Source organism: Pleionea litopenaei, from assembly GCF_031198435.1.
GTDB classification, from domain to species: domain Bacteria; phylum Pseudomonadota; class Gammaproteobacteria; order Enterobacterales; family Kangiellaceae; genus Pleionea; species Pleionea litopenaei.
Genome location: NZ_CP133548.1, coordinates 3,900,940 through 3,913,841, shown reverse-complemented (window position 1 = coordinate 3,913,841; position 12,902 = coordinate 3,900,940). Strand labels below are relative to the sequence as shown.

The following is a 12,902-nucleotide window of genomic DNA, read 5'->3' as shown; positions in this document are numbered from 1 at the left end:
AATCGTGAACAATGAGAAACCAGTTTTTTGCTCGAAAGACATCGTTACCCTGTCCGATGCTCGAAGAACTTGATAAACATATTCGGGTTTGTTTCTTTCTCTCGCTTAACTTGATACATGGCATCATCAGCACGATGCAAAACTAGATCCATGGTATCGCCATCTTGAGGATATAATGCGACGCCCATACTGGCTCCGACCGTTACTTGTTTTTTAACTTTAGAAAGAAAGTAAGGCGCAGTAATGCGTTCATTGAGCTGTTCAGCAATACGCAACACGGGATCTTTGGCATTTAGATTCAAGATCAAAACAAACTCATCACCGCCCCAGCGGCATGCCATATCGTCTTGTCGAACACATGCTTTAATTTGCTTCGCGACGTGAACCAAAAGTTCGTCTCCAGCCTCATGACCATGCTCATCATTCACCTTTTTAAAACCGTTCAAATCGATAAGCACAATGACAAAGGTTTGCTTTAGGGTTATCATTGCACTTAATTTAGATTCCGCATATTGTCGATTATAAAGTTTTGTTAATCCATCGTAAGATGCCTGCTGATTAAGCAATTCTAGCTCCACTCTCCTTTTCGAAATATCATGCATAGTAATTTGGTAATACTTTCGATAATCTTCAGAGACTATTGAAACCACCACCAAATGCACCCATATTTCTGCATCAGTTTGTGCTGCAATTCTTAATTCGCCAGTGGCTAACTCATCATTACTCAAAGACTCCTTTAGTGCGCCAATGGCTAACTCACCGTCAACAAAAAGCTCAACCAGAAGCTCACCAAAATTTCTTTTAAACTTCAACCCTGCTCGAGAAACCAATTGATTGAAGGAGTCATTAAACAGTAGAATATTTCCTTTCGGTTCTAGTAGGACAATCGGTGAAACCGAATTGTCAAACAGCATTCGAAAACGTTGCTCTAACTTTTCAATTTCTTTTCTCAGACCTCGCTCTTCTTTTAACTGAGCCTCTGAACGTTCTAAGAGATTATTAATATCATTCACCAACAGGCCGAGTTCGCTGCTTTTGTGAAACTCTGGGATATCGATTCGATGTGCTTGACCGGGCTCTATTTTGTGGAGCTCTTTCGAAATATTGATCATCGGACGTGTGATAAGATAATACGCAATAAAAATCGCAACGATCGTTAGAAATGCCGCTTGCACAAAGAGTGTCTTCGCATTTGCAAAGCCAATTGCCTTGGCTCGGTTTGAGATGACTTCAGAGTCGGGGTATAGAATTACTTCACCGACAGAAGCCTCTGGACTGAATGGGTGCTGAATAATAAAAGTTTTAGAGGTTAGCCCGACGTTTCCAAACATCATTTCCTGTTTTTGAGCAGTCTTTACTTTTACGCCTTCAACCGTGTCATTTGACATGAGACCATCGATCACTTCTTTCGTTAGTTCCATATCGCCAACATAAACAGCCGTTGACAATGCCCTTGATACGGAATTAAATAGTTGTCCGATCGATCGTTCTGCGCTCGCCGTTTCATCGAGGTAAGTTATACGGTAGAAAATTTGACCTGTCACAAAGCCTACAGCAAGCGCTGCAAAAATAATTACGAAAGCCAAACGAACCAGTAATCCACTTTTATTCATGAATTCGATACACTACTTTTAAATTTTTGGTTAAGTTTCTTTCTGAAATGTAACCAATCGCATTGTGATGACTAGCCAAGTAATCGATCACTTGCTGCTCGGTTTCAAGTTCTAGAGGAGGCTGTACTCGTCCGCTAAATCTTAAACGCGACCAATAAGCATTAACTCTTGCCAGAGAAAGACCAACTAAATGCTTATAAAATACTTGTTTTACGTCTTCTCCCTGAGCAATATCGATTGGCTTAGCGATTTCACCGTTTGGAAAGGCAACGTATTTTCCCATGTACAAATCGATTAGCTGGGTTTTATTCAACTCTTTAGTTGGATTGGATTTATGCACGACAACAAGAAGCTCTCCAGCATATGAGCTGCTTATGGTTAGAGCGAATAAAAAAATTAAGAGTCGCCGAGTCATATTAAAAACTAAAGCTCACACTAACGATTACAAGATTAACGGTTTCTTCAGGTCGCGAACCAAAATAATCTTTTACCAACCACAAGGCGCCACCGTTTTCAGAAATTTTTGTATTGTCCCATTGAACCCCAATAGCAATATTACTCGACCACTCATAGTTCCACCCGAGTGAAAGCGTTTTTTGATCAATATTGAAGAAATCCAAGGTTTGCTGATACGCGGCAATCAGTGGTTCTAATGTGACCGGATCAAGTACCGAATCAGAAAATTCATAACGCTTTGCATCTGAGTAGGAACCAATAAAATAAAAGGTATTCTTTTCCATTGGATACGAAATACTGACATAGCCATTATTGACGCCATTGATCATGGCTGCAGAAGAATCAATTTGGTTAAACTCAGCCATAACCGTGACCAATGGAAATTGGTATTGTCCACCGACCGAGGTGTATTTAAGAGAAGCACCTTTTAAAACAAGATTATTTATCGCTTGCTGATAATTAGGCCACAATGGAGCAGCTTGTTGTATTTGCGAGGCAAGTTGAAGGTTGCTCGGTGTATCGTTATCGATAGTCCCTACCGAGTGTCGCAGGGATAATGTCCAATCGAGCGTAGAAGCCGTCAATCGTACGCCCATGATGTCTCTAATATTGGTCGACTCACTGTAGTCGTACGACGAGAACTCGTTTTCACTGCTTCCAGCGAACACTTTGCTCTCTAAGTGAATGCCCTTCCAATTGTCACTATAGGTGACATCGCCACCATCGATCGATCGGTTCGATATAACACCGTACACTTCGGTGGGAACTTTGACCCAAGGATAGGCGATATCGATATCTCGATAGTCACTCAGTTGAAATAAATCTATCGCGGTTCGACCAACCCGAAACTCCCAGTTAACTGTCGGTTTGTACTTTAGAAAAAATAAACGATTGTTGCGGTCCCAATTGTGCTCACGCTGGCCAGAAAAATGCAATTGAGCGACCCAGTCGAGATGCTCGCTCAATGAAATGTCTAATTGAAGGCCTAAATTAGATAAAACTTCAACATCGGTATCTCCATCGAATGGCCCATCAATTTGTGCCATATCATTGCGAAAACCATACAATGAAGAGTCATTGGTCACCGCCGCAACGTTGCCAAAACCACTCAGTCGAAAGGATTCATTCGCATAAAGTCCGAGGGGAAATAGAAATATTAGGAAAATCAGTAACTTCACATATCGCTCACGATTATTTATTGGCGTAAATAAACTATAGAACACCGTCTCTTTACTGCAAGTCATCGAAATCAAGCGACTGACCTTGTTTTTTGACTATTTTATTTAAAATGATCCGCTAAAATCGCCAAGAAAGTCACAATGATTTACCCTATATTGCTATATTCTAGGCACTCGTTTTAATGAGGTTTACCCATGCAAGCATCGTCTTTGATTCAATACGGCTCGAGCAAGTTGGTCTTATTGACCATTTTAGGTCTGGCGGCAATGTCTTTCGCTCCCGTGTTTGCGGCAGAACCTGCTCCGGTTGCTGAGCAAACGGCCACTTCGCAACAACCAGAAGAAACGGCTAACGCGCATCAACCTTCAGACGCTACCTTAGTTTTGAGTCTTGTGCAGCAGTCAGGCTTGTTGTCGATTGAAGATGCAGAAACGATTAATGCTCAGTTTCAGTCGTCTAAAATAACCACATCGGCCAACTCGACAGACATGACTTCAAGACCAATGATGCACATTGAATATTGGTCAGCGAGCGGAGAAAAACTGTTTACGAAGATGACCGAAGGGTTATCAGAGAGCGACTTTAACTCACCCACGCCCATCACGTTTAAACTCAGATTACCTTGGATAGCCAACACACATGCGATTCGCATTTCTGATAGCCGAAGTCCAATGCCTGCGTCGAATGGGCTTCCCGATGATGCGGTTGTATTAGAGCCCTTTTTTAGAAGCAAATCTTCCACCCTTGACGCACTCACCAAAAGCATGGTCAAAGAAGAACCCAAGGTCGAAAAAGCAGAGCAACAGCAACCCGAACAGTCCAATCAATAAAACCAATCTGAACTCAGCTAACGGACCGTTTAGTTGAGTGTGAATTCAAGCGTCGACAATGTTCACTGCTCACCTCTCATGATAAACTCCGGCGCTGAAATTTGAAGTGCAGCGGAGCCAACACGCGATGATCGATCTGGGCTTAGTATTACTGTTTATCCCAACGTTTATGTTTATCTCAGCAACGCCTGGAATGTGTATGACCTTAGCGCTATCGCTGGGTATGAGCATTGGTGTTCGACGAACCATGTGGATGATGTGGGGCGAATTGATCGGTGTGGGTTTAGTCGCCGTATTAGCGGTGATTGGGGTCGCCAGTATTATGCTGAATTATCCGCTCGCTTTCCAAGTCTTAAAATACGCGGGAGGTGCCTACCTCGTGTATTTAGGGATAATGCAATGGCAATCTCGCGGTAAACTCGCATTGAATAATGAATCGGCCATGCTTCACGCCTCTCCCAGAAAGTTAGCGGCGCAAGGGTTTATTACGGCGGTCGCAAATCCTAAGGGCTGGGCATTCACCGTTTCACTATTGCCCTCTTTCATTAATCCTGAACTCGCCATGCCACCCCAACTGGCGATACTGGTAGCGATCATCTTGATGTGTGAGTTTTTCTTTTTAATGCTCTACGCCTCAGGCGGAAAAACATTGCGTAGGCTTCTCGAAAAGCACGACCGGTTACAGTGGCTAAACCGAATATCAGGCAGTTTAATCTTACTGGTCGGTGTATGGTTGGCATTGAGCTAACGCTTTTAAGCAAATAGCTTTTACAAGAGCATTTTTAGTAAGGATTAATCTTTTCTTTTGCTTGTTCAATTGGTAAGGTCGTACCAGTTGCACTAACGAGAATTCAAATGTCCGATATCGACCCTATACTCAATGAGCTCACCCTCGACTCTGAATTAACGCTTGATAAATCTTGGCGCCAAGGTCGAACCTTGTTTGGGGGACTGAGTGGAGCAATTCTCCTGCAAGGAGCAATACAGGCTCTTGCCAAGCCAGCGCCTTTACGAGTAATGAATGTCAACTTTATAGCACCTTTATTCACGGACCAACCTGCCAAGCTGACCGTCGAACACCTTCGCGACGGCAAAAACGTTACCCAGATTCAAACTCGACTTGAACAAGATGGCCACGTTTGTGTTCAAGCACAAACTTGCTTTGGAGCGACTCGAGAGTCAAAAATTCATATTCCAGCCACCACACCTTTTCCGCTTAGCCCTCCCGGTAAAGCCGACTTCTTGCCGCCGATTCCAGGGGTAACCCCTAAGTTCTTGAAACACTTACAATTAAACACTCAACGCGGTCAGCTTCCATTTACCGGAAGTAAAGAGTCACTCATTCAAGGGTGGATGAAATTTAAGAAAACTCCCAAGAGCATAACCTTGCCGCACTTAGTCGCCCTAATGGATGCGTGGCCCCCGACAGTTTTGCAAATGCTGCGCTGGCCAAAGCCCGCCAGCACTTTAAGCTGGCAACTCGAAATATTAGAGACCAATATTGACCTTGCTCCTTCCGATTGGGTCGGTTATGACGCCATTACGCGACAAGCGCACCATGGTTACTCTCACACCGAAGCCAATATTTGGAGTCCACAAGGTCAACTACTTGCCATCAGTCGTCAAACGGATACGGTCTTCGACGGCTAAAACCTTTACTGGCAAGAAGACTGGCCTATTATGTTCCCTGAGCCTAGGGTTCAGCCGTACCTATGGCAGCGATCATTTCATTCAATGCTGCAACAGAAAACCCTCGATCATGAAAAAAGATGACCTTACCCTGCTCATCGATGACCATGACTCTGGCATTATTTGGTGCACTATTGCCAGTAAACTCTTGCACTATTTCACCATCATCATAAATAGTAATCACACCACCCCAAAGCTCTTTGGGAATACCCTGCCGCATGCCTTGGTCGATTTGAGTCGAGAAAAATTGCGGTACCATACCGGCAATGGTCGGCAGCTCGTACGCCTTTGTCGTGACTCTCTTCATATCCATACCGATCAGCCAGCGATCGATATCAAATTGAGCGTTCTGAACATAACCGATTAAGTAAATCGTTTTCTGACCCAAGAAGTCGCCAGGTAGTTGATGCTCAACTCCGCTTAGACTTGAACCTTTGACGGCTGGAAAGGCCAACCCCTGAACATTCTTATTTGCGATAGTTTGACCGCACCCACTCAACATCACGCCAAACAGTGTGATTAGCATCCATCGAATTCTAACGTTTGATAGGAATAAAAAAGGCATCGTTTGCTATCTCCTTGAGATTTCTTAACTGTTTATTTTTACGGAATTTTTTTGACAGAAACATGCTTAAATACTACGTTTTAACTAAGGGATTGGAGCAATCCAAAGAATGGAATGCAAAGCGAACATCCTCGCTTTGACAAGTGACCTCGATTGGTAGGCCATAACATTGAAAATCAGTGACATAAAAAAACTTCTAAGTGCGCAACAAGACGTCTTAAAAATGATCGTCACTGGGTGTCCTCTCGACGACGTGCTTTTTCGCATCTGCGAAATGCTTGAGGTAGTTTTAAACGACTCCAAAGCGCACTGTTCAATCAATCTGCTTAATGATCAAAACTGCATCGAAGGCGGTGTCGCCCCGAGTTTGTCTAAAGACTACCTAGACGCCATTCAAGGATTAAAAATTGGTCCTAACACGGGTTCCTGCGGAACCGCAATGTACAAGAAAGAACTGGTGATTGTCGAAGACATTAAAAACAGTCGAATGTGGCAAGATTATCTATCAATTTCTGAAAAGTTCAACCTACAAGCTTGCTGGTCGAATCCCATTATCGACTATAAAAATAAGGTTTTAGGTAGCTTTGCAATCTATTACGAAGAAATACGAAGCCCTTCTGAAGAAGAGCTCGAGTACATTGAGAGCTTTACCGATTTATCAAAGCTTGCCATCGAACGACATTACGCAAACCAAGAAATCAGTTGGCTAATATCGAAACTCAATCAATCCAATGAACAATTGCGAGCCTTCACTTCGGTTCTCCCCGACTTGGCCTTTGTAATTGATGAGACTGGGCGTTACATCGAGCTGTTCGGCGGCGACCAAAATTTACTGTATGTTTCAAAAGAGCAATTTATTGGAAAGAATGTCTCTGACGTATTGCCCGCTGAACTAGCGGCACTGGTTAGCACCGCAATCGATAAAGTATTAACGCTTAAACGAGAACATCAAATCGAGTACGAACTAGAAGTGCCCGCTGGTAAACGCATTTTCGAAGGTCGCGTTACCGAATTAAAATACTTTGATGCAGAGCGTCCGCAACTTCGCCATGTCGTTTTCTTGGTCAGAGATATTACTGAAAAGAAAAACGCCGAAACAGCCATCGAAAAGTTAGCCTTTTATGACCCGTTAACCGAACTGCCGAACCGTCGAATGCTGATCGATCGTTTGAACGTTGTGCTCGACCGAGTGCGACGATTAAAGCAATACTCCGCTCTGCTCTATATTGACCTCGATAACTTTAAGCGTATTAATGACTCGCTAGGGCACTCTGAGGGTGACTCCTTACTCATCAATGTCACTCAACGGTTGCAGCCGCTATTTCGCTCAACCGACACATTGGCTCGCATTGGTGGTGACGAGTTTGTCGTACTGCTTGAACATACGGCTCCTTCTGCAGAAGAAATCAGCGAAGAAGCAACGGTCGTTGCAAAAAAAATACTCGATGCGTTTCATTACCCCGTACCGACCGAACAATCCGAATACCAACTCGGCGCCAGTATTGGTATTTCAGTGATCTCTGAGAAGGTCGAAAAGAGTGATGATGTTTTAAAACAAGCCGATGCAGCCATGTATTTAAGCAAGAAGCAAGGTCGGCACCAGTTTTCCTTTTTCGACCCCTTCTTACAAAAAATTATCGATCAGCAACTTGATCTCGAGAAAGACATTATTAATGCATTAGCTGAAGGACAATTCACCGCATTCTTTCAACCCCAGTTAGATATGAACGAAAAAATCATTGGCGTCGAAGCATTACTTCGCTGGATACACCCTGAAAAAGGCATTATACCGCCCTTACACTTTTTACCGGTAGCCGAGCAATATGGGCTGATTACGCAGATTGAACAATGCGTATTTGCAGACGCGTGCCAGTTGATGAACGAGCTACTTCATTTAGGCTTAGCCGATGAAAAATTCACGATAGCAGTGAACATTAGTGCCGTCGAGTTTAAATCCCCTCGTTTTAAAGAAACACTCATCGAAGCACTCAACCGCTTTCAGCTTCCGGCAAATCGATTTAAATTAGAAGTAACAGAGTCGATGTTGGTGCACGATATCGAAGATACCATTCAACAAATGAATGTATTGAAGTCGATTGGGTTTAGGCTATCTATCGACGATTTTGGTACAGGCTATTCGTCTTTAAATTACCTTCATGCATTTCCCATTGATGAGTTAAAAATTGACAAAAGTTTTACCGATAAAATGCTCGTCTCTAAATCTGGCAAAGCGGTCATTAATGCCATTATTTCTTTGGCGTTTAATTTAGGCATAAAAGTCATTGCAGAAGGCGTAGAGTCTGAAGAGCAATATCATCAATTAAAGCAGCGCTACGTTAGCGCCATTCAAGGATTTCTGTTCGCAAAACCAATGGAAAAAAGCAAACTCATTGAGTGGATAAGGAATAATTTAGAGTCTTAGAACTCACCACGATGTACTCTTGAACGTGAAACAAGATCAGACTTTAAAAAAATCAACCATGAAACAAACGCAATCAATTGAAGAATAAGTTAGCTTCAATTACCTTGTGGCAAGCTACAAGGTAATCGATTTTCTTCATCATCAGCGATTGGATAAAGCGTCATTTTTGCCGCAACATTCTCACCCAACGAGTCAAACTGAATGCGTCCACTAAACCCCGAATAGCTGAAGTTTTTATGTTTTTTATAAAGTGTCTTTATCTTCGCGAAGTCACGATAAGTAATTGGAAATCCATTCGACGCTAAACTGTTCATCGCCTGTTTAAACGGGATCTTGTACTCTTCCTCTATAGTTTTGCTCATGGCAAGTAAGATAATTGCATCATAAACATAAGCCGCATCAAAACCCGCTGAGTCTCGATTCAATAATGCTTTAATTGGCTCACTTAGAGCGGGATCAAGTGCTGTGGGTGAAGCGACATAAGTAAAAATACATTGCGTGATTTTACCCAAATTCGCATCGCGAATGTATTTCGGTTTAACCGTATCAGCGGCTAGTATCATCGGAAGTTCACCTTTCCAATGCAACTGAACCTTTCTCAAAATAGCATTCATTTGAGCCGTTGGCAGAGTGATAACAATTGCGGTAGCACCCAACGATTGAATACGCTCGATTTCTTCTTTCAAGTTCATTCCATCCAAGTAGACTAAGTGGCTTAAACTCATGTGTTTTAGCCATGTGTCTTCACTTGACGTCATTCGACTCTGCAAGCGCGCGAGCAGTTCTTCACTATAGAGATCACGCCCAGCAATCATAAATATTTTTTTGTGTCTTTTTGTTTTGGTTAAAAACTCATGGATTAACTCAACCTGACGATCGTTATTAGCAACCATTCGCCAAAACAATTGTTTGTCCGAGATTTTAGTCAGCTCAACCGCAGAAGCCGCCTGAGTGATAAGAGGAATACGCTTCGGAATCGTGACTTTACGCAAAACGTCTTCGACGCTGTTGGAAGTTGCCGGGCCAATAATCGCTGACGTTCGATAGTCATCGACGAGTTTTTCGGCTAGCTGAGCCGACACATCGGTATTTTCGACATCGTCAGCTCGCAATACCACGAGACGTCGCCCATTAACGCCACCATTTTCATTAACGTATTGAGTCGCAAGATCAGCCGCGGCTATAATTTCTGCAGAATACACCGGAAACATACTGATCGGCGCAATAATCCCAAAGTGCTCCGTTACTTCTGATATCTTATTATTATCGGGTTGAGAAATGCGGTCCACATCACGGTGATTATCCCGGTCTAGAGGAATATTCATCAGCTCTTTGATCGACAGTGACTGTAATTCATCTTGCTCTTGGGCAAGCAGTCCATACGACCAAAAGAAGCAGCATATTGACACAAGTACTAGGCGCATAAGTCACTATTATTAAACACTTATGGCCTAAGTATTGTACGAAAAAGCAGTGAGTGCAAACTCAACTGCTCGGACAACGGATTTATTGGTTCACACCGGGCTCTTCAGCCGTTACAAAAAGGCTGACAATGGCTTCGTACAGCTCAGCTAGGCTTTCGCTCATCAGAACAAAATCGGCGTCAAACTTAGCAGCAGCATCTTCAATCTCCATCTCGTCATTCTGATTGAGTAACTGCTCTGAGAACTTAACACCTTTCAACTGTAAGTCATCATGCAGCGTACACTTGAGCTGTTCTTGAAACTGAAGCCCCAACTTGCTGACCCAAAACCCATCAGCAATTAAGTCTTGAATGACCTGAAAATCCGACTCGTTATTCTTAAAACGAGCTATCCGTTCATCAACGGGATCTTTTAGTTCATATTCCCCTGATGGAGAGAAGAATTCAGGCAAACCATCAACCAGCCAGCGGTTCATAACTTGCGCGGGGTTTTCGGTCGCAGTCAGTTTAACCGCGCCTAAAACACCCAAAGAATCAATCAGTAAACTTATAAAGGTATCCGCGATTGCATGACTACCAGCATTTACCACCAAAAACCCGTTTCGAGTGTCAATATACCCATGAATATGAGTCGCTCGAGTGAATGCTTGAGGCATCAGAAGAGCCATAATGTCTTCTTTAAACTGCTGGCGTTCCTTACGAAACACTTGTCGCCCTTGTTCCAGCTCGACTTGCTCGATTCGCTCCTCTAACGCTTCATTAACGGTGCTTGGCGGAATCACCTTCTGTTCTCGGCGCATGCAAAATAATAAGCAACCATTCGCAGTATAAACCAGGGTCTCTTGGTTTCTGTGCAAAGGAGAAACCCAACCCACAGCCTCTTTAGCTTGTCGACCACACGGCTGAAAACGCTGAGGTTCTAACTTTTCGAGTAATGTCTCTTCAGTAATAGCGACTGGATCGACAAATTGATAGAAGTGTAAATTTCGAAACCACATAAATTAACCAAACTGCTGCTTTTTGCACGGGGCGACATTATGCCAATCGTTGTAATTAAATACGAGTCATCGGTTGGACTAATGCTCATTTTTTTTCTCATAGGCTTTAATCTTAGCCGTGAGCTCTGCGGCAATCGCGTTGGGAATTGGAAACGCGAGATGGTATTGTGCAATTTTCCAACAACCTTGTTCTTTTAACAAAACACCACTTCCTCGACTTGTTCCATATTTATCATTGTTCAAAAGTTCGACAAACCACGCAGTGCCTTTTTTGTCATGCAGCGTGACATGTCTTTGCTTAACTTCATAAAGCCATCCACGCCCATTGTCGAAATAAGGTTTGGCAAATTGTTTAAACTCTTTCAACGTCCAGGTTTCATTAGCATCAGTACCAATGTAATAAGCATCTGCCGTAAACAACTGAAAGTAAACCTCGCCTTCAGCCTGTGCAGCCGCGCGATGCAGCTGGTCAAGAGTATCATCCACTGAGGTATTACACTGCTCAGCCCATAGGTTACTACTTAAAAATGACCCGAGCCAGAGCAACCAAGTAGCAAAAATTGGATGATTCTTAATGATCATAAGCCGCCTTCTTCATTTACTTTTTCGTTAATTTTCGATAGTGCTTGTTGCCAAAACTCACTACCTTTAGCATTTGCATATCGTATGTTTCTATCAGGAATACTTTCAGGACTACTGATCGAGTCTAATCCTGCAGATACACTGGATTGACGTAACAAATGAAGGACTGGGAAAGGTGCGCGATTGGTAAAATTTTCTGCTGCATCGCTATCCACTCCGGCAAAACAGTAATCTGGATGGAAATGCGCCAATTGAAACTCTTCCGTTAAATTAGACGCCTCTAAAAACTCTTCTGAATAATCGAGCAGAATTAGAAACTGTTCAAAATCAAAAAAGCTATCAGGAAAAATTAATAAGGTCGTATCGATGGCTTGCTGATTTTGTAATTCGCCAATGCACTCATCAAGTTCGCTCAGAGCCAAAACCAATGAAGAATCGATATCCATTCGACTGGCAATATTAGCGACTCTGTAGGCAATGCGCTGTTGCTCGAAGGGAAGTTTTGCAAAGGGACAAAATCGATGGTCGACCACAATCTCCTTCACCCAAAGCTCAATCGCTTTTATCGCTTTATTAGAAACATCTTTATTAACCATAAACTTATTGGACACTCATTGACTCTGGTTTTGTATGAAAGCCATCGTATTGCTAGTTAGCATTCAGGAACCGAAATTATTTGCGGAGTGTGGTGAGTCAAGGCAAAAATTTTCTCCACACTTTTACGCGACAACACCCAAGTTTCCTTATTATCGGCAGGATGAGCCTGGAGCAGCTCAGACTGCCAAATTTCAGCATCAATAAGCAGCTCTACCTGCGCCGCTTCAGGCCAGAGCAAACTCAAAAAACTGACATGCCCAGGTTCTACCCCAAGGTATTGCTTTAACCTTCGCGCCGAGGCAAACCCTAAACGAGACACCTGCAATTGCTTAGACAATTGTTTTAAGTCAACCTGCTGACTTGGGCAGGTCAACAATAAAAAATGCCGTCGGCGATAGTTATCCGTTAAAAAAAGGTTTTTTAATTGCCGACCACTTCGCCGGATCCCCAGACGCTCCGCTTCCGAGCAATCATTAAGCGGAGCATGACGATAGACTTTATAATCAATGGCATGCTGCGCAAGGAAATCGGCGATCGCAGATTTCATC

At 43.1% G+C, this 12,902-nt stretch carries 13 protein-coding genes; 4 read left to right on the top strand and 9 right to left on the bottom strand.

Features of this window, described 5'->3' with window-relative positions; all coding sequences use genetic code 11:
• Positions 1-44: 44 nt before the first annotated feature.
• The 3 genes from Q9312_RS17455 to Q9312_RS17445 form a co-directional block, all read right to left on the bottom strand.
• On the bottom strand, positions 45-1,613 hold the full coding sequence (locus Q9312_RS17455; RefSeq protein WP_309202140.1) for a diguanylate cyclase: 1,569 nt from the start codon (positions 1,611-1,613) through the stop codon (positions 45-47).
• Positions 1,606-1,953: a type 2 periplasmic-binding domain-containing protein gene (locus Q9312_RS17450; RefSeq protein ID WP_309202139.1), complete on the bottom strand. Its 348-nt coding sequence runs from the start codon at positions 1,951-1,953 to the stop codon at positions 1,606-1,608. The genes Q9312_RS17455 and Q9312_RS17450 overlap by 8 nt, the downstream gene beginning before the upstream one ends.
• Before the next feature lie 76 nt (positions 1,954-2,029).
• Positions 2,030-3,247, bottom strand: a complete 1,218-nt coding sequence (locus Q9312_RS17445; RefSeq protein WP_309202138.1) for a porin — start codon at positions 3,245-3,247, stop codon at positions 2,030-2,032.
• Between the two features lie 195 nt (positions 3,248-3,442).
• Between Q9312_RS17445 and Q9312_RS17440 the strand changes: the two genes are divergently transcribed.
• From Q9312_RS17440 to Q9312_RS17430, 3 genes are all read left to right on the top strand, one after another.
• On the top strand, positions 3,443-4,078 hold the full coding sequence (locus Q9312_RS17440) for a hypothetical protein (protein ID WP_309202137.1): 636 nt from the start codon (positions 3,443-3,445) through the stop codon (positions 4,076-4,078).
• 127 nt (positions 4,079-4,205) lie between these two features.
• On the top strand, positions 4,206-4,826 hold the full coding sequence (locus tag Q9312_RS17435) for a LysE family translocator (RefSeq protein WP_309202136.1): 621 nt from the start codon (positions 4,206-4,208) through the stop codon (positions 4,824-4,826).
• 107 nt (positions 4,827-4,933) lie between these two features.
• On the top strand, positions 4,934-5,728 hold the full coding sequence (locus Q9312_RS17430; RefSeq protein ID WP_309202135.1) for a thioesterase family protein: 795 nt from the start codon (positions 4,934-4,936) through the stop codon (positions 5,726-5,728).
• Positions 5,729-5,771: 43 nt separating this feature from the next.
• Here Q9312_RS17430 and Q9312_RS17425 read toward each other — a convergent pair whose 3' ends face one another.
• Complete coding sequence (locus Q9312_RS17425) at positions 5,772-6,332, bottom strand: hypothetical protein (RefSeq protein ID WP_309202134.1); 561 nt, start codon at positions 6,330-6,332, stop codon at positions 5,772-5,774.
• A gap of 169 nt (positions 6,333-6,501) precedes the next feature.
• Between Q9312_RS17425 and Q9312_RS17420 the strand changes: the two genes are divergently transcribed.
• Entirely contained in the window at positions 6,502-8,754 is a 2,253-nt protein-coding gene (locus Q9312_RS17420; RefSeq protein WP_309202133.1) for a bifunctional diguanylate cyclase/phosphodiesterase, read from the top strand.
• Positions 8,755-8,849: 95 nt separating this feature from the next.
• Here Q9312_RS17420 and Q9312_RS17415 read toward each other — a convergent pair whose 3' ends face one another.
• From Q9312_RS17415 to Q9312_RS17395, 5 genes are all read right to left on the bottom strand, one after another.
• The gene (locus tag Q9312_RS17415; RefSeq protein ID WP_309202132.1) at positions 8,850-10,178 is read right to left on the bottom strand and encodes an ABC transporter substrate-binding protein; all 1,329 of its coding nucleotides are present in this window, start codon (positions 10,176-10,178) and stop codon (positions 8,850-8,852) included.
• A gap of 82 nt (positions 10,179-10,260) precedes the next feature.
• Positions 10,261-11,175, bottom strand: coding sequence for a recombination-associated protein RdgC (locus Q9312_RS17410; RefSeq protein WP_309202131.1), 915 nt, complete (start codon positions 11,173-11,175; stop codon positions 10,261-10,263).
• Positions 11,176-11,253: 78 nt separating this feature from the next.
• Positions 11,254-11,757: a nuclear transport factor 2 family protein gene (locus Q9312_RS17405; protein WP_309202130.1), complete on the bottom strand. Its 504-nt coding sequence runs from the start codon at positions 11,755-11,757 to the stop codon at positions 11,254-11,256.
• Positions 11,754-12,368 carry a DUF1415 domain-containing protein gene (locus Q9312_RS17400; RefSeq protein WP_309202129.1) on the bottom strand — a complete coding sequence of 205 codons (615 nt, stop codon included), beginning with the start codon at positions 12,366-12,368 and terminating at the stop codon, positions 11,754-11,756. Before Q9312_RS17400 ends, Q9312_RS17405 begins: the two co-directional genes overlap by 4 nt.
• Before the next feature lie 41 nt (positions 12,369-12,409).
• Positions 12,410-12,901, bottom strand: a complete 492-nt coding sequence (locus Q9312_RS17395) for a YbaK/EbsC family protein (RefSeq protein ID WP_309202128.1) — start codon at positions 12,899-12,901, stop codon at positions 12,410-12,412.
• Between the last annotated feature and the right edge of the window lies 1 nt (position 12,902).